The organism is Streptomyces sp. NPDC048269 (assembly GCF_040652395.1).
Taxonomy (GTDB): domain Bacteria; phylum Actinomycetota; class Actinomycetes; order Streptomycetales; family Streptomycetaceae; genus Streptomyces.
The window spans coordinates 29,348-53,831 of sequence record NZ_JBEZLW010000022.1; the positions used below are offsets into that span (position 1 = coordinate 29,348).

Annotated in this window: 21 protein-coding genes and 4 pseudogenes; 9 read left to right on the forward strand and 16 right to left on the reverse strand. The window is 68.7% G+C overall.

The genetic code is table 11. The features are described from left to right. The 5 genes from AB0D48_RS23100 to AB0D48_RS23120 all read right to left on the reverse strand — a co-directional run bounded on the left by AB0D48_RS23100 (position 1) and on the right by AB0D48_RS23120 (position 6,289). Complete coding sequence (locus AB0D48_RS23100; RefSeq protein ID WP_362399956.1) at positions 1-1,011, reverse strand: hypothetical protein; 1,011 nt, start codon at positions 1,009-1,011, stop codon at positions 1-3. 4 nt (positions 1,012-1,015) lie between these two features. Then, positions 1,016-3,229 (reverse strand): hypothetical protein, encoded by a 2,214-nt coding sequence (locus AB0D48_RS23105; RefSeq protein ID WP_362399959.1) that lies wholly within the window; start codon positions 3,227-3,229, stop codon positions 1,016-1,018. Positions 3,230-3,677: 448 nt separating this feature from the next. Beyond that, positions 3,678-3,830, reverse strand: coding sequence for a thiopeptide-type bacteriocin (locus AB0D48_RS23110; protein ID WP_362399962.1), 153 nt, complete (start codon positions 3,828-3,830; stop codon positions 3,678-3,680). 922 nt (positions 3,831-4,752) lie between these two features. After that, entirely contained in the window at positions 4,753-5,058 is a 306-nt protein-coding gene (locus tag AB0D48_RS23115; protein ID WP_362399965.1) for a protealysin inhibitor emfourin, read from the reverse strand. A gap of 16 nt (positions 5,059-5,074) precedes the next feature. Further along, entirely contained in the window at positions 5,075-6,289 is a 1,215-nt protein-coding gene (locus AB0D48_RS23120) for a M4 family metallopeptidase (RefSeq protein WP_362399968.1), read from the reverse strand. 783 nt (positions 6,290-7,072) lie between these two features. On the opposite strand from AB0D48_RS23120, the gene AB0D48_RS23125 reads away from it, so the two are divergent. Then, positions 7,073-7,297: a hypothetical protein gene (locus AB0D48_RS23125; protein WP_362399971.1), complete on the forward strand. Its 225-nt coding sequence runs from the start codon at positions 7,073-7,075 to the stop codon at positions 7,295-7,297. A 203-nt stretch (positions 7,298-7,500) separates the two neighbouring features. Here the strand turns inward: AB0D48_RS23125 and AB0D48_RS23130 are convergent, their stop codons facing one another. Continuing rightward, a complete protein-coding gene (locus AB0D48_RS23130) occupies positions 7,501-8,031 on the reverse strand; it encodes a hypothetical protein (protein WP_362399974.1) in 531 nt (176 codons plus the stop codon). A 768-nt stretch (positions 8,032-8,799) separates the two neighbouring features. Between AB0D48_RS23130 and AB0D48_RS23135 the strand changes: the two genes are divergently transcribed. Then, complete coding sequence (locus AB0D48_RS23135; RefSeq protein ID WP_362399977.1) at positions 8,800-9,174, forward strand: hypothetical protein; 375 nt, start codon at positions 8,800-8,802, stop codon at positions 9,172-9,174. Between the two features lie 183 nt (positions 9,175-9,357). Further along, a complete protein-coding gene (locus AB0D48_RS23140; RefSeq protein ID WP_362400132.1) occupies positions 9,358-9,723 on the forward strand; it encodes a metalloregulator ArsR/SmtB family transcription factor in 366 nt (121 codons plus the stop codon). A 99-nt stretch (positions 9,724-9,822) separates the two neighbouring features. Here the strand turns inward: AB0D48_RS23140 and AB0D48_RS23145 are convergent, their stop codons facing one another. The 4 genes and pseudogenes from AB0D48_RS23145 to AB0D48_RS23160 all read right to left on the reverse strand — a co-directional run. Continuing rightward, entirely contained in the window at positions 9,823-10,302 is a 480-nt protein-coding gene (locus AB0D48_RS23145) for an NUDIX domain-containing protein (RefSeq protein ID WP_362399980.1), read from the reverse strand. Beyond that, the gene (locus tag AB0D48_RS23150; RefSeq protein ID WP_362399983.1) at positions 10,299-10,787 is read right to left on the reverse strand and encodes an NUDIX hydrolase; all 489 of its coding nucleotides are present in this window, start codon (positions 10,785-10,787) and stop codon (positions 10,299-10,301) included. The genes AB0D48_RS23145 and AB0D48_RS23150 overlap by 4 nt, the downstream gene beginning before the upstream one ends. After that, the gene (locus AB0D48_RS23155) at positions 10,788-11,120 is read right to left on the reverse strand and encodes a MazG-like family protein (protein WP_362399986.1); all 333 of its coding nucleotides are present in this window, start codon (positions 11,118-11,120) and stop codon (positions 10,788-10,790) included. Between the two features lie 348 nt (positions 11,121-11,468). Further along, positions 11,469-11,583 (reverse strand): annotated as a pseudogene (locus AB0D48_RS23160) (IS630 family transposase); the annotation flags it as partial. A 157-nt stretch (positions 11,584-11,740) separates the two neighbouring features. On the opposite strand from AB0D48_RS23160, the gene AB0D48_RS23165 reads away from it, so the two are divergent. Next, complete coding sequence (locus tag AB0D48_RS23165; RefSeq protein WP_362399989.1) at positions 11,741-12,277, forward strand: hypothetical protein; 537 nt, start codon at positions 11,741-11,743, stop codon at positions 12,275-12,277. A gap of 128 nt (positions 12,278-12,405) precedes the next feature. Here AB0D48_RS23165 and AB0D48_RS23170 read toward each other — a convergent pair whose 3' ends face one another. Further along, entirely contained in the window at positions 12,406-13,149 is a 744-nt protein-coding gene (locus AB0D48_RS23170; protein ID WP_362399992.1) for a YafY family protein, read from the reverse strand. A gap of 10 nt (positions 13,150-13,159) precedes the next feature. Then, positions 13,160-14,095 (reverse strand): alpha/beta hydrolase, encoded by a 936-nt coding sequence (locus tag AB0D48_RS23175; RefSeq protein WP_362400135.1) that lies wholly within the window; start codon positions 14,093-14,095, stop codon positions 13,160-13,162. Positions 14,096-14,312: 217 nt separating this feature from the next. Between AB0D48_RS23175 and AB0D48_RS23180 the strand changes: the two are divergent. Continuing rightward, positions 14,313-14,611, forward strand: a pseudogene (locus tag AB0D48_RS23180) (transposase); the annotation flags it as partial. A 171-nt stretch (positions 14,612-14,782) separates the two neighbouring features. Here the strand turns inward: AB0D48_RS23180 and AB0D48_RS23185 are convergent. Continuing rightward, positions 14,783-14,980: a hypothetical protein gene (locus AB0D48_RS23185; protein ID WP_362399995.1), complete on the reverse strand. Its 198-nt coding sequence runs from the start codon at positions 14,978-14,980 to the stop codon at positions 14,783-14,785. A gap of 126 nt (positions 14,981-15,106) precedes the next feature. Here AB0D48_RS23185 and pyrF point away from each other — a divergent pair. Next, positions 15,107-15,793: pseudogene (gene pyrF / locus AB0D48_RS23190) on the forward strand (orotidine-5'-phosphate decarboxylase); the annotation flags it as partial. Positions 15,794-15,823: 30 nt separating this feature from the next. On the opposite strand, the pseudogene AB0D48_RS23195 reads toward pyrF, so the two are convergent. Next, positions 15,824-15,892 (reverse strand): annotated as a pseudogene (locus AB0D48_RS23195) (integrase); the annotation flags it as partial. 17 nt (positions 15,893-15,909) lie between these two features. Next, the gene (locus AB0D48_RS23200; RefSeq protein ID WP_362399998.1) at positions 15,910-16,923 is read right to left on the reverse strand and encodes a magnesium and cobalt transport protein CorA; all 1,014 of its coding nucleotides are present in this window, start codon (positions 16,921-16,923) and stop codon (positions 15,910-15,912) included. Positions 16,924-17,419: 496 nt separating this feature from the next. On the opposite strand from AB0D48_RS23200, the gene AB0D48_RS23205 reads away from it, so the two are divergent. The 3 genes from AB0D48_RS23205 (at position 17,420) to AB0D48_RS23215 (ending at position 23,565) form a co-directional block, all read left to right on the forward strand. Continuing rightward, complete coding sequence (locus AB0D48_RS23205) at positions 17,420-21,154, forward strand: S8 family serine peptidase (RefSeq protein ID WP_362400001.1); 3,735 nt, start codon at positions 17,420-17,422, stop codon at positions 21,152-21,154. A 137-nt stretch (positions 21,155-21,291) separates the two neighbouring features. Next, a complete protein-coding gene (locus AB0D48_RS23210; RefSeq protein ID WP_362400004.1) occupies positions 21,292-22,284 on the forward strand; it encodes a helix-turn-helix domain-containing protein in 993 nt (330 codons plus the stop codon). A gap of 582 nt (positions 22,285-22,866) precedes the next feature. Then, positions 22,867-23,565, forward strand: coding sequence for a 2-phosphosulfolactate phosphatase (locus tag AB0D48_RS23215; RefSeq protein ID WP_362400007.1), 699 nt, complete (start codon positions 22,867-22,869; stop codon positions 23,563-23,565). A 474-nt stretch (positions 23,566-24,039) separates the two neighbouring features. Here AB0D48_RS23215 and AB0D48_RS23220 read toward each other — a convergent pair whose 3' ends face one another. Beyond that, positions 24,040-24,480 (reverse strand): VOC family protein, encoded by a 441-nt coding sequence (locus tag AB0D48_RS23220; RefSeq protein WP_362400010.1) that lies wholly within the window; start codon positions 24,478-24,480, stop codon positions 24,040-24,042. Between the last annotated feature and the right edge of the window lie 4 nt (positions 24,481-24,484).

Sequence of the window (24,484 nt, forward strand, 5' to 3'; positions counted from 1 at the left end):
TCAGGCGGGCCTCACTTTGAGTCGGTCCTGCCACGGCTCGCCGAGCCGGACGTCGATGGCGTTGGCCAGGCTGTGGCAGTACAGGTAACGGTTGAGCGGTGTGACGCCGAGCCATTGCAGGGCCTCGTACAGCCAGTTCACGACGGCCCTGAAGGCCGTGAAGCCAGCGGGCGCGTTCTGCGCGAAGCCGCCTTCGGCGAGCTGTCGGTGGAAGGCGCTCGGCGCGCTGCCCGTGACCGGGGCCCGCCCTGCCGCGATGAGCACGTCGAGATCAGGCCGCAGCGCGGGGTCGCTCAGCTGCCGGCAGGCGGCAACGCACGCGGCGTGCCCCGGCAGCCGCTCCGGCCGGCGCAGCGCGATGTCCACCAGCCGGTCGGTGTGCGGGCGGTGGCGTTCGCCGGCTGCGGTGAAGCGGGCCCGCAACTCCTCGCCGTCCGGGCGGGAGGCGAGGAACGCCTCTGTGTGGGAGTGGAACGAGAGAGAACCGAACCGTGCCCCACCGGGGTAGGCGGCTGCCGCAGCCGCCATCCATTGCAGGGCGAGTCCGGGCGCGCGGGACCGGGCCGTCTCCACGTCCTGGGTCAGCCCCTCGGGGAGCAGCCGGGCGAACTCGGTGAGGAACCGGTGCCGCACGGTCTCCACCGGGCCGGGGGCCGCGGCGTCGGTGGATACGGCCACCGCCGCGTGCGGATACGGCAGGACGTGCCGCACCTCGGTGCCCTCGGACGCCGCCAGTGAACGGACCCGACGCTGGTACTCCTCGGCAGACCAGGCATCTCCCGCCCCGGCCGCCACCTCCAGCCGGTCCCGTACGGTCGCGAGAGCCGTGTCGGACAGCAATCCGTATCCCAGGTGCAGGGCCAGGTGCGGGCCGCCGTCCCAGTGCCGGGTGGGAAAGCACACGGGGACGGCGGTGTCCGCCGCGAAGTCCGCGACGAGGGACAGTACGCCACCGGCGAGCAGCGGGAACGGATCTCCTCGGTAGTCATGGACCCGTACGGTCGTCAGCACGCCGTCATCCCCTCATCTCCGTCGTGTCCGTCGCGTCGAACTCGTAGACCGCCTCGCGGACGGACCGGCCGGCGACCGGCTCGGGCAGACACTCCTCCAGGAACGGGTGGGTGAAGTCAGCGGCATCCTTGGCGAACGAGGAGAGTCCCAGCACGCCCGCGGTGTCGACGAAGCGGGGCTTGGGCTGCGCGGCCGGGCGTGCCGTAACGTCCGGTACGAGCGCTTCGCCACGCTGCCACGGCGGCAGCTGCTTGACGAAGAACCGTGCGGGAACTCCGTGTTCGGCCAGGGTCCGCACCAGGCGGTGCAGGTCGTCGGCCGAGCCTCGGCGCGCGTCGGTCAGTACGGAGGCGTCCGGCAGGTACCAACGTCGCCGTTGGAGCACCAGGTTCCCGTAGCGCAGGCGGGGGACGGCGAGGACACCGTCGGAGCCGGGCCGGACCGTATCGCGGTAGACATGATCATAGGAACAGCTGAGCAACCCGCCGCCCTGGAGCCACAGTACGATGCGGCTGGGCGAGGGCAGCAGGTCCCACCGGGTGGAGGTGACGGTCACCGGGTGCAGGGCGCGCGGCGTCTGCCAGGAGAGCCGGCCGGGAACCCCGCCGTCGACCAGGAACGTTCCCGCCCAGTCCGCCGGGTCCATGACCTCGTCGAGGAGCTGGGGATGGCAACCGGTGTTGAATCCGTGCGCGGACCGGTCCTCGGCCGCTCCGGGGCCCAGGAGTCGGCGCAGGCGCCGCCTCAGCAGGTCTGTGGCGTCGCCACCCGCGGCGGCGTCCAGGTGCAGGAAGCGTGCCGCGGTGGCGCCGAGCCCGCCGAAGATGCTGTTGGCGACCCAGTCTCCCGCCGCGTGCTGGGCCATCAACGCGTAGGAGGTGCCGTCCTGGTGCAGCCACGTCGGGACGGCCGCGGCCCACGCCCGTACGGACTCCACCCCGATGACGGCGTCCGCGCCGTCTCCGGCTGCGGCCGCCGAGGCCACGATCTCGGCCATGTCTGCCAGAATCCGGTGCCGGAACCGCCACAGCTCGTCCATGGCGGTCTGGATGCCCGGGTCCGGCAGCCGCCCCCCGGCCGCCGCCGAGGTGGCGAGTCGGGCAGCCTCGTCCGCGAGGCCCTCCGCGTCGTCCAGCAGCCGGGCCTTGCCTCCCCGTACGCGCAGCGCGGCCTGCAGGGCCAGCCGGAGATCGGCCTTGAGGTCGAAGGCGGCGAGCACGGGCAGCAGATCTGCCGCGGCACGCAGCGCGGTCGTGGGACGCGGGCAGGTGGGCAGGTCGGCGACGGCGTCCTCGTAGACCCGCAACGGCAGGGTGTCGGAGTGCGGCAGCTGTTCGGCCGCCGCACGCAGGCGCCCCATCAGCCCGGGCCGGGACGCCGCGTCGTCCGTGGCCAGGAGGCCGGTCAGCTCGGCGATGTCACGCAATGCGGGCCGAAGGCCGCTGCCTTGTCGTGCGTTGTCCTGACGTGCGCTGTCCTCGTGCCGTGCGCTTTCCTGCATCGGGCCGTCTTCGGGCAGCGCACCGAGGCACGCCTCGAGGAAGCGGGGTTCCTGATCGTCCACGGGGAGCGCGGGGGCGATCAGGCCGACTTTGAGGGCGGCGCGCATCACCTGCAGAGCCCGGCTGACGGAGCAGTCCAGTGCCATGGCGAGTGTGTCGGCCAGCTTCTCCCAGGGGTGCACGCCGAAGCGGCAGGCGGCGATCAGTTCGCCCAGCTCGCGGCTGCGGCGCAGGGTCACCTTCCGCGGCCGGGGCGGCTCGCCGGTGATGGCCATGAAGGCCGTCTCGGACACGTCCGCGGGCAGCAGCGGAGCAAGCCGCACGTGCCCGGCCGTAACCGCCTCAGGTTCGAGCGCGGACAGCAGCGCACCACGCTGCACGTCGACGGCACGCAGGATGCCGGACGGCGGGGCGGCCTCCCAGCGCGCGACATCGGCCGGCGTGGCGTCGGAGGGGGCGAGGGCGGACATCGAGACGACGGTGAAGGTGGAGCGCGGACTGGTACGGGTCATGCTCCGCAGGGCGTAGGCGGCGATGCGGGACTCCGACTTGCGGTCGGCCCGGTCCGCCGTGCCCGCTCCGGCCGCGTAGCGGCGTACGGCGTGCCCCAGGTCAGGGCTCACCAGCTCGACCGATGACGACAGGGTCGGCGCGGCGCACACGGCACTCAAGGCGAGGCGCTCATGGACCAGCTCGTGCTCGCGTTCGCGTGTCACGGCGGCCAGGAGGTCCCGATAGGCAGCGGCTGCCGCGTGCCAGCGGCGCACCGCCGGTTCGCGATGAGCCTCGGCGGCACTCCTATTGGGCAGTGGCGTCATCGGCTTGTCGCGGATCCTGCGCCGCAGCCGTACGTACTCAGGGCGGCCACCATCCAGTCCAAGCCCTAGAGCGGCGTTCAGTTCGTCGTCCGCCGCACGGGCCGCTACGAGTACCTGCGCGGCCGTGGTGAGAAGTCGCTCCCAGGAGGCGGAGGCCCGGGGCCGCACCAGCGGGGTATACGGAAGTGGATTTACCCGCGTGGTGGCTGTTTCGGCCACGACGAATCGCCTCATGCGGGCGGTCCCTCTCTTTCCTGCTGCGCCGCTCGTACCGGCCGGTCTTGCCTGTCCCCGTATTCGGAAGGTGTTGCCGAGAGCCGCTGACGCGGCCCTCGGCAACGGCTCATCAGCTGCTGCTGCTGCAGCAGGAACAGCTGGCCCGGCAGCACGACGCTCCATCGGACGCACCCATCACCGGCAGGCCGGTGGTGTCGGGCACGTCCTCCACGGAGATCTCCTCGAGCGAGAACTCCGCGAACTCGATGTCGAGTGCGTTCATGGCACTTCCCCCTTCATCGACTGTGCGGGCACGCCATGATCAGTCGGCACGCCCGCCAGTAACGAACATCCGTTCGTCGTCGTTGATCATGTCAGCCACTAATCGCATCCTCTCGGCCGGAATCGGACATTCCCGATTGATCGACACAACCAAGAGATGCGCTTCAGATGGGGGGCCTGCGCTTCCTCGTGTGGCGAAGATGTCCATTTACTGGAGGAAGATCCATACATGCCGGATTGACTTGATCCCGACCTGGAGGAACCACCAAGATCGACCAGTACGTGGCGCGAACTCCGCGCGCGTGTGCCTTCGATCCTGCCGACGGCTGGACCAGCCGCTACTCCAGGAGCTCCCTCCGGCGGGCCCGCTGGATCTGACGGCGGCGACCGAGCCGCCGGTCCGTACGGCGCTTGCGAGCAGGTCGGCGCGGATGTAATCGTCCGCTCGGTAGATCACATTCACGACCGTCTTGTGCAACCCGTTGAGGGCTTCGGGACACCGGAGACGCTCGATGCCCAGGGAGATGTGGTTGCCGTCCGGCAGGCTGTAGCTGCTCTCGAACGCCGAGGAGCTGCGCTGGCGCGCGTCATGGCCTTGTCGAAGTCAAAGGCGACGGAGCACGCCACTTCCTTGATGGCCTGGACAACGTCTCCCTCCGATGCCGTGGTGAACGTGGAGCCGCGTTCAGGTACTCGGTGAGGATCCTGCCGCCGACCGGAACGCTAAGGACGCCTCCGTGAGGCTGTCCTTGATGGACGGCGCCGACCCGGGCTTCCACAGCGCCGATGTCCACCACCGCCGCCGGTTCCGCTCGTGGTCGAGGATCCGATGGGAACGACGCGACGACATCCACGAAGCCTTCCCCGGCCTCGCCCCCTGCCTCATCACCCACCGACACGACCAACGCCTTTGCCAGGACCTCTCAGGGCTGGTCCTGCTGCGCGAAGTGTTTCTTGAGCCAGGTGAGCAAGGTCGTGAACGCCGGGGACATCGCGGCGTCCGACTGTTCGAGGACCGTCGCGTGGTCGTCGTCCTCCACCGTGATCGTGTAGGTCATCGCGTCCCTGGCGCGGTCGGCCCGGTCCTCCACGGGCATCGCAACGGCCGCCGCCACCAGCCGGATCAGGGCCGCTGCGGCGTCCTCGGGCAGGGCCGCTGTGTCCAGCGCCTTGGGCTGGCGGCGGATTACCGCCGCCAGCCCGCCATATGACTCCAGAGTCACCTTCATTGCGCGCGACCGGTGGTCACTTGGCCCCCTTCAGTGTGGCCACTTCCTTGGCCAGCCCGGCCACCTTGGCGTTCAGTTCCCCGATCTGCCTGGACAGGGCCGCCAGGCCGTCCTGCCGGCCCAGGCCGCCGTTGCCGTTGACCGGCAAGCTCCGTGCCCGGGCGAGCCCCGCCGGGACCCCGCTGATGTGGATCTCCACTCCCTGCCACGCCGCCAGCACGGCCGACTGCTCAGGGCTTCCGACGCCGAACAGTTTCCCGGCCTTCTGGAAGGTGGTGTCTGCGAAATCCTGGAAAGTGGCGTCCTTGCTGGAGGCTTTGAGCGATTCGTACCAGATGACCCCGGCAGCCTCCCATGCGAATCCACCGATGCCCATGGCCGCCAGGAAGAACGCCTTGTTCGGAATGCCGGAGTTGAAGTGCACCCCGCCGAAGTCCCCTCTACGGGTGTCGGGCAGGTGGACGAATTTGCTCATACGGTCGGGCTGGGGATCTTTTCCGAACTGCGGATTGTCGTATGCCTGTCCCGGCGCCTTCATCGATCGCAGGGCGTCACCGGCGATTCCCGGGGTCCACACCTCAGCCCCGATCAGCCAGTCCGCATCCTCGGTTGTCTGCTTCAGCGACCATTGCTTGACCAGCGACCCGAAGACGTCCGACATCGACTCGTTCAGGGCCCCGGACTGATTGTGGTACTCGAATTCCGAGGTGCTCTCGGTGACCCCGTGCGTCAACTCGTGGGCGATCACGTCCAGCGATCCCGTGAGGTTGCTGAACTCCTTACCGTCCCCGTCACCGAAGACCATCTGACGTCCGTCCCAGAACGCGTTGTTGAATTGCATGTCGAAGTGGACGTAACCGTCCAGCCGCATCCCCCGGTCATCGATCGAGTTGCGCTGGAACACCTCCTTGTAGAAATCGCGCGTCAGGCCGAGTCCGTCGAACGCCTGGTTTACGGCCGGGTCCGCGGACTGCGGTCCGTCTTCCGTCCTGACCAGGACAGCGTCGGGAAGGGAAACCCCTTGCTCGCCGTCGAAGATGGTGCGCCGGCCGTTACCGGCGGTGGCCGCCGCGCCGGCGAGGGACGCGCGGACCGCTCGCTCACCCCGCAGGCGCGCAGTGGTCAACAGGGTGTCCAAGGCCGCCTGGCGCACCTCGCGGTCGTCGCTCTCCAGGAGCTTGTCGAGAATGTAAGGGGGAATGATGCAGTTGATTGGGCGGGTTCTGCTCATGGGACACCTCCTGAGCGAGAGGACCAACGGTTAACAAATTCATCAGTTGATACTTGGATGCCCTCAGATCACTGCTCGAATTTCCGGCCATGGAAGGCTCGGGGAAACAGCAGGCGCCCCGTGATGTGGCAGCAACAGGAGAAGCGCTTGGCGCCGGCCAGCTCGGATTCCAGCGGCGGGGCCACGCTGATATCACCAGTCTCCTTCCGTCCGCAGCGATTGGCAAACGCAACGAGATCGCCTGGAGACCCACCCCGGACTACCGCCGGACGTCAAGAAATGGCCCGCGCGTAGCGACCTGTCACGCTTGCGGGTCACCCAGCGGCTCTGGTCGTCCTCGCGTGCCGGTACGAGCCCAAGACGGTCCCGCCGCGCCACGTGAGGGGAGAACCGCTGCGGGGCAACCCTCAAACCTGGAGTCGTCCAGGCCGATCAGGCCGCCGACGGCAAGGACGTCCAGTGGCCTCCTGTTGGATCGGGGCTCGCTCGTTCGCATGGCATGCGAGCGGGTCGCAGCGCCTCGAGCCAACCGATTCGTCATGGTGGGACACGGACGCGGCCCAACCCGGCCCGTCACGCCGACGAATGAGTCGGCATGAGCAGGCTCAACATGGCCACCCGGGCCGCCCCTGTCGTCGCACTGGACACGCATGCCATGTTGGGCAGCTCCGTCGGGCATTCGCTGCAGCGCGGGTGCGCTCGCGGGAGCAACGGTGACCGCAGGCGAACGCCTGTAGCCAGGGCACGCAAGTTCGATCACATGACTACGCGGTGAGGCCGGAAATGGACAAGAAGAAGCCGAAGGATCCCAACAATCCGGAAACACTCTCTGACGAAGAGATGATGAAACTGATCAATGAAATCCTCGACAGCGTCCCTCCCGAACAGGCCGAGGACTGCCTCCTCGCCATCGCCGATGGGAGACCGGCTCCTCGGGACGTTCCGGTTGACCTGACCCCCGCCCAGGCGAACAGCCTTCTCCTCTTCCTCCACAGAGGCGGCGGCTGATCCCGCCCCAGGTCGACGGGGCGAATGAACCCGAACGGCGCTCTCACCACCGAAGTGGCCGCCGGGCCGATCCGTTTCTATGACCAGCAGGCGCGCGCCTGGCGCAACGTCGACGTGGCCCTGGGCCGTGGCGCGGACGGTTCCGTCGCGTCCGGCGGGTGCATCCGACGCGGGGCGCTGATTCTGGAACGGTCCGCTCCCACCTACCAATCGTTGCGACCGAACAGCGCATGACCAACGCCCACGACGATCGCCGCCGTTATCAGGCTGCCGGGGACCCACACCGCGGTTGCGTCTGTGTCGCGCGCCGGTTCCGGGTCGATGCGGCCTTTGGGGTCGTACACCACCTGAAGTTGCTGGTCCTTGTGGCCGACATCGCTGGTCGTTGTCATGGCTGTGGGCCGGCCGCCAGGACAAGCCAGGCGGTAGTCGTAGTAGGTCGTCGAATTCGTGGTGGTGAGACCGTTGGCATCCGTAGAGGTGGAGGTCTCGACCCGCGAGTCCTTCTCCAGAACGGTGCAGGTGACGTCGAGTCCCCTGCTCTCCAGGATCCAGTCGTCGAAGGCCCCGACAGTCATTCCGAGTGCCCACAGCGTGAGAGCCGCGGGCAGGAAGCGCAGAACTCTGTTGAGGAAGCCGGCTCCGAGGAGGCCGAGGGCAGCCAGCATTCCGATGACGGTCCACCACCCTCCACCAGGTCCGTATGCGCCGAGGAGCAGGAAGGCGAGCAGCACCGCCGTGATGAGCGGGGGTAGGGCAACAGCCGCAAGTACGCGTTTGCGGCGGCGGGCAGCCTCCCCCTGCTTCCGCGATAACGAGTAGTCCACCGTTCTCCCCCCGTCGCCGGTTTCTCAAGGAAAGCCGAACGCACCGGAGCCGTACAGAGGGCCTCTGCTGGTGCTGGCTCCCGGCGCCGCCTCCGGCGCGACCGCATCGGCACACAGAGCGTCCCCCGCAGCCCTCGAAGTGTTCAGAAGTGCTCAGAAGTGCTCCGAGTGCTCCGAGTGCTCCGACTGGCAGATCGCCGGATTGCACAGCTCCCAGGCGCGAGCGCTCCTCTCCCCCGTCCCCGTCGGGAAGTGGATCGACTGGGGAAGAAAGAAGCCTCCAGCCGGTCCATGTCCAGGGTTCGGGCGGCCGGGCCCGCTCGTCGGCGCCACCGAGAACCGGGCCCCAGCCCGCTGTCGCCCAAACCGGTGCCGCCCCCGCCGCCCCGGCCCGGGTGAGGCGTTCGAAGTTGGAAGAGAGCCTGGTCGAGAACTGGGCGACGTGGTGGTCGTGGAGGGCGTAGAGGAGGGAGCGGCCCTTGCGCTTTGCGGTGGCCAGGCTGAGTTGCAACGGTTTATGGCCGGATCATCGGCGTTGCCAAGGGACATTCCGCCCAATCCGTTGTTCTCCTTCCGTCGTCGCGCACTCTCGGTAGCGTGTCGCTCACAGATGGGCCGGTGTGAGAAGGAACCGAACGCCGGACCAGGACCGCAAGAGCAAGGGAGCGGACGCCGATGGCGAACGTGGAAGTCTCCTTGAAGGAGACGATGACCTCGATCGACGGCACGATGGGTGCCGCGCTGGTCGACTACACCAGCGGTATGGCGTTGGGGACCCTCGGTGGGGGGAATGATCTCGACCTGGCGGTCGCTGCCGCGGGCAATACCGACGTGATTCGGGCGAAGGTCCGGACCATGGAGATGCTGGGCCTGAACGACGAGATCGAGGACGTTCTGATCACGCTCGGCGGCCAGTATCACCTGATCCGGCTCCTCAAGGGCCGCGGGAACAACGGCCTGTTCCTTTACGTCGTGCTGGACAAGACCAAATCCAACCTGGCAATGGCCCGGCACCAGCTCAAGCGCATCGAGGCCGCTCTGGAGCTCTGACCCATCGGCGCCCACGCATGCCCACGAGTTGAAGAACTTTTCAATGCGACACATCTGAAACAGGTGAAAGCGGGTGTGCGTGGGCCGGACCGCACGAATGGTGGGTACCGCAAGCCGACCGGCAGGCTGGACGCCGGCGGATCGGGGCAGGGATTTGAAGCAACAGCAGGAGCACCCATGGGAATGCAGGTACCCCTCTACCAGGCAAAAGCAGAATTCTTCCGTATGCTCGGACATCCCGTCCGCATCCGTGTCCTGGAACTCTTGCAGAGCGGTCCCCTACCCGTACGCGACCTCCTGGCCGCGATCGACGTCGAGGCCTCCAACCTCTCTCAGCAACTGGCGGTCCTACGCCGTTCCGGCATCGTCATCTCCATCCGTGACGGAGCGACCGTCAGCTACGCCCTCGCCGGCGGCGACGTGGCCGACCTCCTGCGCGCGGCCCGCCGCATCCTGACCGAACTCCTCACGGGCCAGAGCGAACTCCTGGCGGAACTCAAACAGGTCTACCCCCAGACGGACTGCGTGGGCGATGCCACCGGCCGCTGACCAGCGAACGCCGGCGTCATCCCGCCCGGCTCGGTCTGTTCCACACGGCGCAGTGCCCCCTCTACCGACCCGGCGGAAGGGGCACTGCGCTCATCCGGGTCAAGCCATGTCGCCCAGGTACATCGTCCGCCACGCACCGGCAGCGGCCCGGGCTGCGATAACGGGAAGTTGGTCGCGCAGGTACACCGGAATCATCCGCAGCTCGCCGACCTTCTCCAGCGGCACCCATTCAACGCCCGAATGAGTCGGATCCGGAACGCTGCCGCCCAGCTCGGACGGCTCCGAGACCACCTCACACCAGAACAATGCATCGACCCGGTGATTGCGGTCGTCCCCGATCGGTCCCTCCTCGTGGCTGGCGGGGATGTGCTCGCGCAGGATCAGCAACTGTCCGGCGCGAACCGTCACCCCCGTCTCCTCCAGCACCTCCCGTTCGACGGTGCGGTGCAGAGGCTCGCCCAGCTTCTGTCCGCCGCCGGGCGGCAGCCAGGTATCCGGCTGGGGCCAGGTGCCGCGCACGAGCAGAACGTGGCCGCCACGGACGACCAGGCCGGTCGCGGCGGTACGGATCCGGTTCATGTCGGTATCCCCTCTTGGAGGTATATGGCGCGGCCGGCCAGGGCTGCGGCATGAAGCGCGGTGAGAGTCTGACAGTGTGCCGCGAGGAGATCCGGCAGGTCGTCGGGGTGGTGTAAGGCGTGCCGGTCGTGCTCGGGGCTGAGCCGGATCCGCTGACCGGCGGCGAGCCTCGCAGCGAAGAAATAGTCGACGACGGGGCCGGTTCCGAGGACGTCGGCCCTGTGGTCGATTCCGATGAGGCACGGTGGGGAGCCCAACGTGATGCCGGTCTCCTCGCCCAGCTCGCGCCGGGCCGCCGGCCACGGGTTCTCGCCGTCATCGACCATGCCGCCCGGTAGCCACCACGTCCCGCTGGCGTCTTCCTGGCCAGGACCGTACCGGAGTAAGAGCATTCGGTCCTGATCGTCCAGCAGCATGACGCACGACGCCACGAGTGCCTGCGGCTGCGTCTTCACCCACTCTTCGCGGGGGATCCAGTCACCCACTCACGCCTCCCGGGCCGCGAGGGTGCGGGCAGTGGTCTTCTGAAGGTGCGCGGCGAACACAGCGGCCGGATCGGGGATGCCGAGCCGGTGGAGCGCCACCATCGAGGTCACCATCACATCGCAAACCTCGGCGGCCACGTCGTCCCACGTGTGGGACCGGCCCTTACGGGGGTTGGTGCCGGTGACACCGATGACGGCCTGCGCCGCCTCGCCGAACTCCTCGCCGATCTTCAGTACCTGCAAAACCTTCCGCTGTTCGGCGGGGACGTGCGCGGCCTTCTCGTCGAGGAAGGCCGCGAGCTCGGCGGTGGTGTCCCAGATCGTCTTGTCCACGGTGGGGTTCCTTTCAGTGGTCAGCGGGTCGCAGCCCGCCTCGGGGAGGATCAGGCCGGCCGATTCGTCCAACGAGGAGTCAGCACCGATGGTGTCCCACCGAGCCGTTCGATCAGCCCGACATGCATGGGGACAGATTTTCGGTGACGAGGGGCTCGCCACCGTGATCCCCAACCGCCCCTGCACCGCTGCGACGTCGTCTCCATCGTCGGCCGGCTACCGGTCGCCGGCGGCGGGCGTCCTCTCCGCCCGGGCAGCGGTCGCCGGTGAAGTTCCACTCGTGCCAGCGGGGCGAGGCGTAGCGGTCCAGTCGGTGAGCCAGGCCCGGCTGTCGCGTTCGAGGGCCTGGACCGCGTGGTCGACCGCGCGCCGGAGCTTCTTCGTGGTGAGCTCGGTGAACCACCTTTCCACCAGGTTCAGTCAGGACGAGCCTGTCGAGGGTGAAGTGCAGGTGGGACCGGGGAATGCAGCTTGGACCTCTCGGCCCGGCGCGGCTGGAGAGCGAACGCACAACAGATCCGCGAGATCGCCGGCTGAGACATCCCGGTCGCCGCCGCCGTCGACCGGGTCGGCTAGCATGACGCCCCGGTTGCAGGCCAGACGGTGCGAGGGGGGCGAACGTGCGCAGGATCAGGGGCGGAGCCGCATGGGCGGCTGCCGCAGGGTCCGCGGCGCTCGCGAGCACCCTCGTCGTCGGTGGGATCATCCTGGCTTCGACCGAGGAAGGCAGCGGGGACGGCTGGGTCCGGGAGCCCGAAGGCGCGAAGGCCCCGGCCCGCGCCGAGGGCGACCCTTCGCGCGGCACGGTCGCGGCGGAACTCGCCGCAGCCACCACAACTGCCGGGCTCACCCCGGGCGCCGCGTCCCCCGCCGAGGAAGGGGAGCTCGCCGACTGCATCGCGGACTGGACGGGCGACGGCCCCGCCGACGACGGTCGGCTGACGGCCCTCGAAATCGCTCTGGAGGAACGTGGCTGGCAGGTCACGGCCCGCCACGGCGAGCCCGTTCCGGCAGTAGCTCTGACCAGGGGCTCCTGGCGTCTGGAGTTCACCAACGGCGGCCTCGTCAACAACCTCTCACTGGTAGCCGTCCGCTCTGGCCGGACCTGCGACGAGGCCTTCCGCCGCGCCGAAGCGACCCGAGGGCCGCGCGGCTAGCCGCGCGGCGGGACCGGGCCTGGGTGGTGCGGGGCCGCTGCACCACTCCAGGGTTTTCAGCCCCGCCCAGGTCCGTGAGTGTCGAGCATGTCCGCGCTCGGTGTCCCTGGTGCCGTGACCGGAGGGGTTCACCGGAGTGGTGACTTCGGCTTCTCAAGGCGGGGCGTGAATGAGGCCAGCGTGGTGGGCTGGACCGCGCCGGCTGCGACCGAGCCGCGCAGCAGTTCGGTCAGGTCGTGGGTGTGTGCCTGCTCCGTGGTCGCAGCCGCAGCTGTGATGCGGTCCAGCCGGAAACCCCGGCCGGCCTGTCGCGTGCGGCACCAGGCGATGAGGTACCACCGGCCGTCGGCGGTGAGCAGTCCGGCCGGTTCCACTGCGCGGTGGCTTTCGCGTCCTGCCGCGTCGGTGTAGGTCAGCTGCAGGACCGTTTTGGCACTGAGGGCGTGTTCCACGGCGGTGCGAACCAAGGCGTCGGACGGTGAGGGCAGCGTAACGATCCGTGTGGCCAGTTCCTGGGCCGCCGCCGAAGCCGAGCCGGTCATCGAGGCCGCGATCTTCTGGGCTGCTGCGCGGGCCGCACCGGCGTACGGGGCGGAGGCGTCGGCCGTGGCGAGGGCAACGGCTAGTGCCGAGGCTTCCTCGGAGGTGAAGTGGATCGGGGGCAGGGTCATTTCAGGGTCGACCGACCAGCCCCCGCCCCGCCCGGGGGCGCTGCGCACCGGGACGCCGGTCTCCATCAGCGCTTGGAGGTCGCGCTGCACCGTGCGCGTACTCACCTCGAAGCGCGCGGCGAGCGCCGCGACCGTCCGTGACCGTGGCGCCACCGCACGCAGCTCTTCCACCAGTGCATACAGCCGGGCAGTGCGGTTCATGTCGGCGACGCTACCGTCCCGTGGTGGACAGGAAGTGCCACTCGCGTCGCTGTTCCCGTTCGGTGATGGTCAACGGGAACAGAGTGAAGCCGTGCATGGCGCCGGCGACGACACTCAGATGCGCAGGCGTGCCCGCCGCCTGCCACCGTGCGGCTAGGAACAGCGAGTCGTCCCGCAGCGGATCCTCGGTGCCGACGACGATCCGGGCGGGCGGCAGGCCGGCCAGGTCGGCGAAGAGCGGCGAGACCTCGGGATCGCGGCGCTGTTCCGCCCCCATGCCCGGTGTGAACAGCCCAATGGTGCGCCGCAGCGTATCGGTATTGCTCAGCAGCCGCCTGGAACCGAACGATCGCTGGCTTGGTGTCATCGACAGGTCGTACGGGCCGAAGAGGAGGTGGGCCGCCCGGAACGCGCCGGTGATGCCGTGCCGGTCGCGAAGCCGGAGCAGCGTGACGACGCTCAGGTGGGCTCCGGCCGATTCACCACCGATCAGCAGCCGCCCGGTTCCGAACTCGGCCGCAGCCTGGTCCACCAGCCACAGGGCGGCCGCTTCGCAGTCGTCGGGCCCGGCGGGGAAGGGGTGTTCCGGCGCGAGGCGGTAGTCCACACTGACCACGGCCAGCCGTGCCTGCTCGGCGAGTCGCCACAGCCTTTCATCCTGCCCGTCCGCGGAGCCGAACATCCAGCCGCCTCCATGGAAGTGGAGGTACACGCCGTCGACGCGGTCGGGCACGAACGCCCGGACCTTCACCCCGTCGGCAGTGACGCGGTCTTGGCCCTGCGGCAGGCGAACAGGTGGCGTGTCACCGCCCAACCGGTTGCGCCGGAGGGCGGCCAGCACGGTTGCATCCGGCATCTGGTCGCGCGCTGGGCGGCTCGCGGCAGCGGCCTCGAATTGCTTGTTGAACGCCAGGGTCTCGGCGAGGCAGTCCTCATCGGTGATCATCACGGCGTCGACGATCGCAGCCTTCCGCGACACCGCCCTGTCACCGTTTCCTGGTGAGCTGCAACACGTTCCCGTGCCGCCGCCTGCCACCTCACCACCCGGCCCGGCCGACCGCATGACTGGCCTCCCCCTCCGCCCGTGCTGGTGCCCCGGCTGTCACCGGAATCCATTACTGGGGGCGTGTCCGCAGAGTCGGTTGCCCGTTGCTCCTTTCGTGGTGCGAGGTCGTGAACTTACCGATCAGGCTTGGACGGTGATCGGGCCGTTGTTGCCCCGCCGCGGATGGGCCGACCAGTCCGCGACCGGCGGCAGGTCCTCAACGGGATCCGGTGGAAGCTGTCCACCGGGGCCGCCTGGCGGGACCTGCCGGAACGCTACGGGCCGTGGAGAACGGTCTACGAACGTTTCCGCCGCTGGTCGGCGGACGGAACCTGGGACCGGCTCCTGGCGCACGTCCAGCAGCACTCGGACGCGATCAGTGAGGTGGGCTGGACGATCGTGTGCGTCGACTCCACGACCGGGATCGCCGCGCCGAACCCGGCTTCACCACACAGCACGACAAATCCAGTGCTCATGTGACAGGTCTAATGCTCGGTCACAACAACTGTGACTGAGCGCCCACATGGCCCGTCAGGCTGCGTCCGCGCTCAATGGGACCTGGTGGCGTCTTCTGGCGCGGTGTGCAGGTCATGCGAGGCGAGTCACGATGGCGCGGCAGGTTTCCTGCAGTTCCTCGTCGTTCTTCGTCCCCTCGTCCGAAACGGGCGGCATCCCCAGCTCCGCGAAGGCCTCGTCGAGTGTGGCGTGCGCGTTCGCGCCACCGAGACGAACGACGACGTCGCCGACCAACTGTCGAAGAGTCGAGCGGTCCCTGCTGTCGGCCATCCGCCGATCCTCGCAGAAGGCACCGGCACCCGGTCAGGAATTCATGGCGCCAGGGTGCTGGTGAGGGCGGTCGGGCGCAACCCAGGCCGCTGACGCCTCCAACTCCGCGTGGGTGACAATGACGCCGTGGAGCCAACCAGTCGGATCATCGTTGCTTTGGACTTTGACAACCGTCGAGCGGCTGACGAAGTCGTCGACCGGCTCGGTGAGGAGTGTCGTTTCTACAAGGTCGGGATGGAACTGCTCACGGCGGCCGGGCCGGACCTCGTCGAGCACCTCGTAGCCAAGGGCAAGGAGGTCTTCCTGGACCTGAAACTCTTCGAGATCCCCCACTCCGTGGCCGGCGCGGTCCGCGCCGCTGGCGCTCTGGGTGTCTCCATGGTGACCGTCCACAGCATGGGCGGCACCGGCATCATGTCCGCCGCTGTCGCGGCGGCCCGCGACTTTCCACGCCTTCGCGTTCTGGCTCTGACCGTCGTCACCAGCATGACGAGCTCCGATCTCGCTGACATCGGCGTCACCGGATCAGCCTCGACCGAGGAGCAGGTGTTGCGGCTGGCCCGGCTGGCGGAAGGCGCTGGTTGCCATGGCGTGATCGCATCGCCGCGGGAAGCCGGGCCACTGCGGGGTGTGCTGGGAGCCAACACCCTGATCATCACGCCGGGAGTCGCGCTTCCGGGAGAGCCCCAAGGTGAGCACGCCCGGCCCGGCACACCGCATGCTGCCGTCGCCGCTGGTGCTTCACATGTCGTCGTGGGCAGGACGGTCACCCGTGCCGCGGACCCGGCGGCCGCACTCCGGCTCGTCCGCGCCAGCCTGGAGCGTCCCAAGCCAGTGTGGACAGGCGTGCAGTGCGCGGGTCTGGACGGTGTGGTTCGGGTGGTGGGAGTTCGCCAGGGTGAACTGCCGCAGCGATGACGGCATCTCGCCTACAGCCATCCGTTGCGGCGGAAGGCACGGTACAAGGCTCCCGACGCCAGCGCCATGAGCCCGACGGCCATCGGGTAGCCGTAGGTCCAGCCGAGTTCCGGCATGTGTTCGAAGTTCATTCCGTAGACGCCGGCAACCATGGTGGGGATCGCGAAGATCGCCGCCCACGCCGAAATGCGTCGCATGTCGTCGTTCTGCCACATACTCACCCGGGCCTGCTGCGCGTCAAGGACCGAGTTCAGCAACTCATCCAGAGTCCGCACCTCGATGTCCGTGCGCTGAAGGTGATCGGTCACATCACGAACGTACGGCGCGATCTTCGTCCGACGGTCCCCTTCGCCGGGCTCGCTCAAGAGGCCCTGGACGACCGGGACGAGCGGCTGCACCGCGTCACGAAACTCGCGGACCTCTCGCTTCAGCGAGTAGATACCCTCGGTGTGGTCGACGCGCGAACTGGAAAAGACCTGGTCTTCCAGCCGGTCGAGGGCGGCGCGCACCTTCTCGGCCGCGTCGCTGTAGGCGTCGACGACGACGTCCAGGACGGCGTGCAGGACGGCCCAGGGACCGAATCGCAGCATGTCCGGGTCGGCGTCCAGCCGACGGGTGGCCTCGGCGCACGGGTCGACCGCCCCGTGGCGAACGGTGAGGATGCAGCGGGGGCCGACGAAGAGCATCATTTCGCCGGTCTCCACCGCCGTCTCTTCCTGCACGTACCAGAGGGTCTTCAGCGCAACGGCCAGGACATCGCCAAACCGCTCCCGCTTCGGACGCTGTTGCGCCTGGACGGCGTCCTCGACAGCCAACGGATGCAGGCCCAGCTCCTCGGACAGCTGAACGAGCTCGTCCTCGGACGGATCTGCCACACGCACCCAGGCGAACTCACCGTCGCGCAGGCCACGGAGCTGTTTGAGGGCGAGCCGGCAGGCTTCGTCCGGCAGCTCGCACTCCGCGAACTCCGAGCGGCCTGAACCCTGGTCGTAAATGACGCATTCCATCTCCCGCGCATGCTTCACAAGCCGGACTTCATGCACGCCCGCCCGCAATGGCGGCGACGGCCGTCATGGCCGACGGCATCGAGCTGCGCCGCGCCGCCCGCAGCCAGGCCCGCGGCAGCAGCTCGGAGAGCCCGTCTCGTCAAGGACCGCTTCCAGGATCAGCTCGGACAGACCGGACTGCGGTGTGACTCCCACCTTGCCGATGCTCCCGGGATCGAGCTGGGCGGATATCCGAGCTGAGCCCACGAGCCGAACTGGCCGGCTGCGAGGCCGCGGCGCGCGGCGCGCGGCGGCCGGATGGAAGCACCTGGTGACCGTCGCCGGCCGGGAGTTCGACGGCGAATCCTGACGCACCTGGCTGCCTGTGGAGGAGCACCGCGATCGTGCCGTTCACCGTTGCGGCGTGTGACTTTGCCTGGATTCGCGAGGTTCACGGCTGGCAAGTCCGCGCCATGGCAAGGACTTGCCTCCATCAGGCGTTCACGTGGGCGTTACTGGCCGATAGACCCATGGCATGTTCTCCCCCTCACTATCTTCCGCCTTCCGCCGTAGGCGCTGGCAGCTGATCTCGGCCGTCACCGCGGTGCCGTTGCTGGCGTCGGGACTCGCAGTTCTGCAAGCGCCCGCACAAGCCGCTCCGAGCAAGCCCACCGTTCCCGCCAAACCCTCGGCGACCCACAAGGTCACCCTGGTCACCGGCGACGTCGTCACGGTCACCACGATGGCCGACGGCAAGCAGGCCGCCGACGTCGACCGGCCGGACAGCGCCGTCGGTGGCGTAAAGATCCAGGAGATCAAGGGTGATCTGTTCGTCATCCCGGACGAGGCGGTGCCGCTGCTGGGCACGGGCAAGCTGGACCGGCGGCTGTTCAACGTCAGCGACCTGATCGAAATGGGTTACGACGACGCGAAGTCGGCCGAGGTGCCGCTGATCGCGACGTACGCCGAGCCGAAGTCCCGCTCGGCCGCCCCGCCGACGGCCCCCAGGGGCAGCAAGCTGACCCGCGACCTCAAGAGCATCCGCGGTGCCGCGCTCAGCACCGAGAAGCGGCAGGCCCGCACGTTCTGGAGCGACGTCGCGCCGCAGGGCAGCGCCACGTTGGGCGCGGGCGTGGCGAAGCTGTGGCTCGACGGTCGGGTGAAGGCCAGCCTGAAGGAGAGCGTGCCGCTGATCGGCGCGACCGAGGCATGGGCGGCCGGGTACACCGGCAAGGGCGTCAAGGTCGCGGTGCTCGACACCGGCATCGACGTCAACCACCCCGACTTCGCCGGCCTGATCGACGGCACGACCAGCTTCGTGCCGGGTGAGACCGTCACCGACGTCAACGGGCACGGCACGCACGTGGCCGGCACGATCGCCGGTTCGGGCGCCGCCTCAGGAGGCGACAACAAGGGCGTCGCCCCCGGCGCCGACCTGTTCGTCGGCAAGGTGCTCGGCGGCGCGGAGGGCTACGGCCAGGACTCCTGGGTCATGGCCGGCATGCAGTGGGCCGCCGAGTCCGGTGCGGACGTCGTCAACATGAGCCTCGGCGACTCCTACCCGACGGACGGCAGCGACCCGATGTCACAAACGGTCGACGCGCTGTCCGCGCAGTACGGCACGCTGTTCGTCATCGCCGCCGGCAACGCGGGCCCGGAGAGCATCTCCGCGCCGGGTGCGGCCGCCTCGGCGCTGACCGTGGCCGCCACGGACAAGCAGGACCGGCTCGCGTCCTTCTCCAGCACCGGCCCGCTGGCCTACTCCGGCGGCATGAAGCCGGACATCGCGGCGCCCGGCGTGGACATCACCGCGGCCCGCTCGCAGGAGATGACCGACGGTGGTCAGGGCCTCTACCGCACCATCAGCGGCACCTCGATGGCCACCCCTCACGTGGTCGGCGCGGCGGCGATCCTTGCCCAGCAGCACCCGGACTGGACCGGCGCGCAGCTCAAGGAACACCTGATGAGCACCGCGAAGGGCCTGGACGGCGGGTACTCGCCGTACGAGGTCGGAGCCGGCCGTCTCGACGTCGCCGCCGCCGTGCGCACCACGGTCCGCGGCACCGGATCGCTCTTCTTCGGCGACTACACATGGCCGCACGAGCCGAGCGACGTCGCCGTCACCAAGGACCTGACCTTCACCAACTCCGGTTCCACAGACATCACACTGAAACTGGCCCTGACCAACGACGGCGGCCCGTTCACGCTGGGAGCCACCACAGTGACCGTCCCGGCGGGCGGCACCGCCGCCGTCCCGGTGACGGGCGACCCGCGAAACGCCTCGGCAGGCCGGCACGTCGGCTACGTGACAGCCACCGACGCGGCCAACGGCCACCCGGTGACCCGCACCTCCGTGGCGCTCATCAAGGAAGAGGAGCGCTACGACCTGAACATCAAGCTGGTCGGCCGGGACGGCAAGCCCGCCGCCGGGATGGTCGCGATCAACCTGGCCGGCGACTTCTGGCCGTGGTCGGTCTACGTCGACGGCTCGACCACCATGCGCATGGCACCCGGCCTGTACACCGTCGCGGCGTACCTCGACGTGGCCGGCGAGAAGGCGGACCGCTCGGGCCTGGCCGTGCTGGTCGACCCGGAGACCGTGCTCAAGGACGGCTCCGTTGACGTGGTGCTGGACGCGAGCAAGGCACGCCTGTTGCAGACCGAGGCGCCGCAGCGCACCGAGGACCGCCAACGCAAGGTCGACTTCAACGTCCACTACAAGGGCCTCGACCCCTTCATGGACTACCGCAGCGCATACGTGCTGCCCCTGGCGTACGACGACGTCTACGTCGCGCCGACTGAGCCGATGAAGCACGGCGAGTTCATCCTGACCACGCGCTGGCGCAAGGGCGAGCCGCTGCTCAGTCTGAGCACGTCGGGCGACCGGCTCCGCTTCGAGACGCTGGTGCAGGCGGGCAGCGCCCTGGGCACCGCCACGGACAAGCTGGACGCCGTCTACGCGGGCAACGGTGCGGCTGCCGACTACGGGAAGGTCAAGGCCAGGGGCAAGTTCGTCGTCATCGAGCGCAACGACAAGGTCTCGCCGCAGGAGCGCACCGAGGCCGCGGTCGCGGCCGGTGCGAGGGCGCTGATCGTGGTCAATGACGGTGTCGGTGCCCTGCTGGAGTACGTCGGTGAGTCGACCATCCCGGTGGCCACCGTGCACCGCGACGCGGGCAAGACCCTCATTGCGATGGCCAAGGCGGGCCATCTTGAGCTGACCGCACAGCAGACCGAGTACACGCCGTTCGTCTACGACCTGACCCGGGACTATCCCGGCCAGGTGCCGGACCGGGCCCTGGTCTACAAGCCGACCAAGGACGACCTCGCCCGGATCGACGCGCGCTACTACTCCGCCGCGGGCGGCCGGTTGGCGGAGGGCTACCGCTCCGACTTCACCCTCAGCCCGTCGTTCAACTTCCCCGAGCTCGAGTGGCACCCGGGTACCCGCACCGAATGGGTGACCCCGGGCCAGGTCTGGAGGGAGTTCCACACGCAGGGCCTCGACGGAGCCCTGCCGTGGTCGATGGTGTCGGGCGACAACACTTACGCCAAGGGCAGCGCCACCCGGCTGGACTGGTTCGCTCCGGCGACGCGCCCCGGCCAGAGCGAGTCCTTCGGTGTGTACAACTCCCGCTGGGGGAACTACATGACCTGGAACGTGCAGGCATGGGCCTCCGCCAGCGACAACATGCGGCTGGGCGGCTACCTGCCCTGGGGTGAGACGCCGTCCCACCTGCAGGTCTTCCAGGGCGACACGCTGATCCACGACAACCCGGCCGGTGGAGACATGCAGTGGCACGAGGTGCCGGCGGGCAATCTGCCCTACCGCGCCGTCCTCGACGTGGAGCGGCCCGGTGACGTCTTCCGGCTGTCGACGCGAACCCACACCGAGTGGACGTTCATGTCCGACACCGTCGACTCGGACTTCTTCGAGCCGTTCTCGGTGCTGAATCTGGACTACAAGCTCGAGTCGGACCTGCACGGCGACGTCAAGGCCAATGCGACCGAGCAGATCGCGCTCAAGCCGGTGTCGATGGACCTCGGTACCGTGCCGGGCACCGTGACCACGGTGAAGCTGGACGTCTCGTACGACGAGGGCCGCACCTGGCAGAAGGTGACCCTGGACAAGGGCGCCGGCGGCTACTGGACGGGTTCGTTCAGGACGGCGAAGAAGCCCGGCGGCTTCGTCTCGGTACGCGCGAGTGCCGAGACGGACAGCGGCTTCAGCGTCAAGAACGAGATCATCCGGGCGTACGGCTTGCGATGAACCGCACTGTCGGGCCCCGGGGAGGCGAATCCCCGGGGCCCTTCCCGTCCCACCTGCTCCCAGCAGGGACTTTTCAGGGTCTGCCGCCGTGGCGCATACTCTCCTCGCTGCGGCAAGCGGAAGAGAGTCGGTCGCCGATGCTGGATGTCCTGGGCCTCGAACCCGATGACGAGCGCGTCTACCGGGCGCTGCTCGGACTGCCGAACTCCACCGCGATGCCGCTGTCGGATCTGCTCGTTCTCTCGCGAGCCCACGTCGACAAGGCGCTGTCCCGCCTGGTCGGGTGGGGACTGGTGACCAGGTCGGCGGATGAGCGGTTCACCGCCGCACCGCCGGCCATGGCGCTCGGCGCTCTCATCAGCCAGCGCCGTGACGGGCTGCGCGTGGCCGAGCAGGCACTGGTGACCTTCGCCGAGGAACACCGGGCGGCGATGACCGGGAGCAGCATCAGCGATCTGATCGAGGTGGTCACGGGAGTCGATGCCATCCGCCACCGCTTCCTACAGGTGCAGCAGGCAGCCCGCACGCAGGTGCGCAGCTTCATCACGGCACCCTTCGTCGCCTTGCCACCCGACGAGAACACGGCTGAACCCGTGGCCCTCGGCCGCGGCGTGCACTTCCGGGCGGTACTCGACCGGACCGCGCTGGCAGAGCCGGGCATCATCGAAGAGGCGATCAATTCACTGCGCAACGGCGTGGAACTGCGTGTCGCCGACCAGCTGCCGATGAAACTCGTCCTGGCAGACGCCGACCTCGGCCTCGTCCCGCTTGCGGTCACACCAGACGGAGAGCCCGGCGCCGTGCTGCTGCACCGCAGCGGCCTGCTGGATGCGTTGGACGCGCTGTTCGAGACGGTATGGCGCACTGCCCGCCCATTCGAGCTGTCGGGCAGCGGCGGAGAAGCCGAAACCGCCGTCGAGCTCGGTGCGGAAGGCCCGACCGACCTCGACAGGAAGATCCTCGCCCTTCTGCTGGCCGGTCTGACCGACCCGACGGCCGCGGCACAGCTCGGTCTTTCACCACGCACGCTGCACCGACGCCTGCGCCACCTCATGGACATGGCCGGAGTGCGGACCCGGATGCAGCTTGGTGGTCACGCCATCCGACACGGCTGGGTAAACCCACACTGATGTCCCAGTAGTCACAGCAGCGCTGGTTCTCGGCGCGAGGAGTGGCCGGCAACAGGTCCCCGAAGTCTAGGGGGAACGCTTGACCTTCTGGCTCGTCACGAAATGCGCCGAAGCCATCTCCGCGGCACGGGCACTTGGGTGGGGAGTGGACGTGACACCGCTCTGCCTGGGTCGTTGAGCCCAGAGGTCAGCGAAGTGAACATGAGGCCCCGGGACAGTACGGTCCCGGGGCTGGGTGCTGTTCGGCGCCACTGATCGGTGATGGCCACAGACGGTTACTGTGCCTGGAGCGGGCCCGGGATCCACTGGCCGAGTTCTTCGGTCATGACGGTGTGCCCTTCCTTGGCACTGGCGCACAGGGAGTCGTGGAGTTCACTGGCGTGGGGGGCGACCTTGCGGTAGAGCGTCTCGCGGTCGTCGATGTCGGCTCGGCCGCGCGGAGCAGGCGCCGGCCGTCGCGGAGGAGCGCGAGGCCCTCGCCGCCCGCAGCACTAGCACCAGAACCGCTTCGCTGACCGTCACCCCGACGGCAGCCGGATCAATCGTGCCCTTCGGATGATGCAGGGGCGTCAGAATGGTGCGATGGACCATCACTTCGTTGGCATCCCAGAGTTGACCGGCGTTCCCCGTGTTGCTGTCGTCATCGACGTGATGCGCGCCTTCACCGTGGCTGCCTGGGCCTTCTCGCGTGGCGTCGAGAAGATCGTCCTGGCCTCGACGGAGAGTGAGGCACTTGCCTTGAAGGAGAGCCGCTCGGGTTGGCTGGCTTTGAAGGACGGAGCCCCAGCGGCGGGCTTCGACGCGGTGAACTCACCTGGCCTGCTCAGGTCATGCGATTTCGCTGGCCGCACGCTGGTGCAGAAGACGACGGCAGGGACCGTGGGCGCGCTGGCCGTCGCGAACGCACCGCTGGTCTTGTGCGCGAGCTTCGTGGTGGCCGGCCCGACCGCGCGGTTCCTGCAGACCGAGGATTCCGGCCCGGTGACGTTCGTTGTCACCGGCGAGGGAGGCCGGGCCGACGAGGACCTGGCCTGCGCCGAATACATTGGTCGATCTATGGCCGGGGGCGATGTCGAGGCGGCCCCGTATGTCCACCGCGCGAGGACTTCTCGTGCCGCGGCCGATCTTGCCGGTGGGCTGCGGAGCGGATACCACCCAGACGATGTCGATCTCTGCTTGGAAATCGACAGGTTCCCCTTTGCGATGATGGCTCGTCAGGAAGAGTCCCTAACGGTGCTCCGTCCCGTTGCGGTGCCTGACATCCCGTCCAGTAGCCCTTGACCTGCTGGAACTTGGGACTTTCCGGCGGCAGAGCAACCCCGTTCAGGGCGGCGGGCTCTGCCGTCCGCGTCCGCGCCACTGGGCCGTGGCGGCGCATCTGTTGCGCACGCTACGGTCACTCCGTAGCCGCTGAGCTGCAGCGTTCCTGACCGAACCGTGTTGTGCCGCAGTTTTCCCCCAGAGAACCCGCTCTGTGAGCGATGCAAGGCCCTTCGGCAGGGGCAGGGCTGACCCACGGGCGGGCACTCTTGCGCTCTGCTCACGCTGCTCGGCACGTCATCTGTGGACGCGCACGACCGTGACCACCGCGTGCCGCGTTGTCCCGGCCGCGACCTCCACCACCAGGCCCTCGTCAGCACGCCGGTACGGCTCCCCGTCCGGGGTGCGGGACTCAGCGGCTGGGCCGGCTCCCCGGAGGAAGAGGGCGACCTGCGCGGCCAGCGGTGCAGTGAGCTGTTGTTCGGTTTCTCCTTCTCAGCGCAGTTGCTCGGCCAGTCCGACGATGATGCCCTCCGGGCCGCGGAGGTAGCAGAGCAGATAGCTGTCTTCGAACCGGGCGATCTCGCCGACGAGTTCGGCGCCGTGAGGGCGCAGGCGGGCAACGGTGTCCTCGATGTCGTCGACGGCGAACATGACGCGGTGCGTGCCCAGAATGTTGTGCGGCCGGTTGCGCGGCCCGGCGCTGATCACCGCGGGGCTGCGGTACTTCGCCAGCTCGAGCCGGCTGTGACCGTCCGGGGTCCGGACCATCGCGATGTCACAGCGGACGCCGTCGAGTCCGGTGCACTGGTCGGCGACGAGGCCCCCGACCTCCGCCCTGCCCTCCAGCTCCATACCGAGTTCCACGAAGAACGCGATGGCGGCATCCATGTCCTCGACGACGATGCCGACGTTGTCCATCCGCTGAATCGCCATGCTC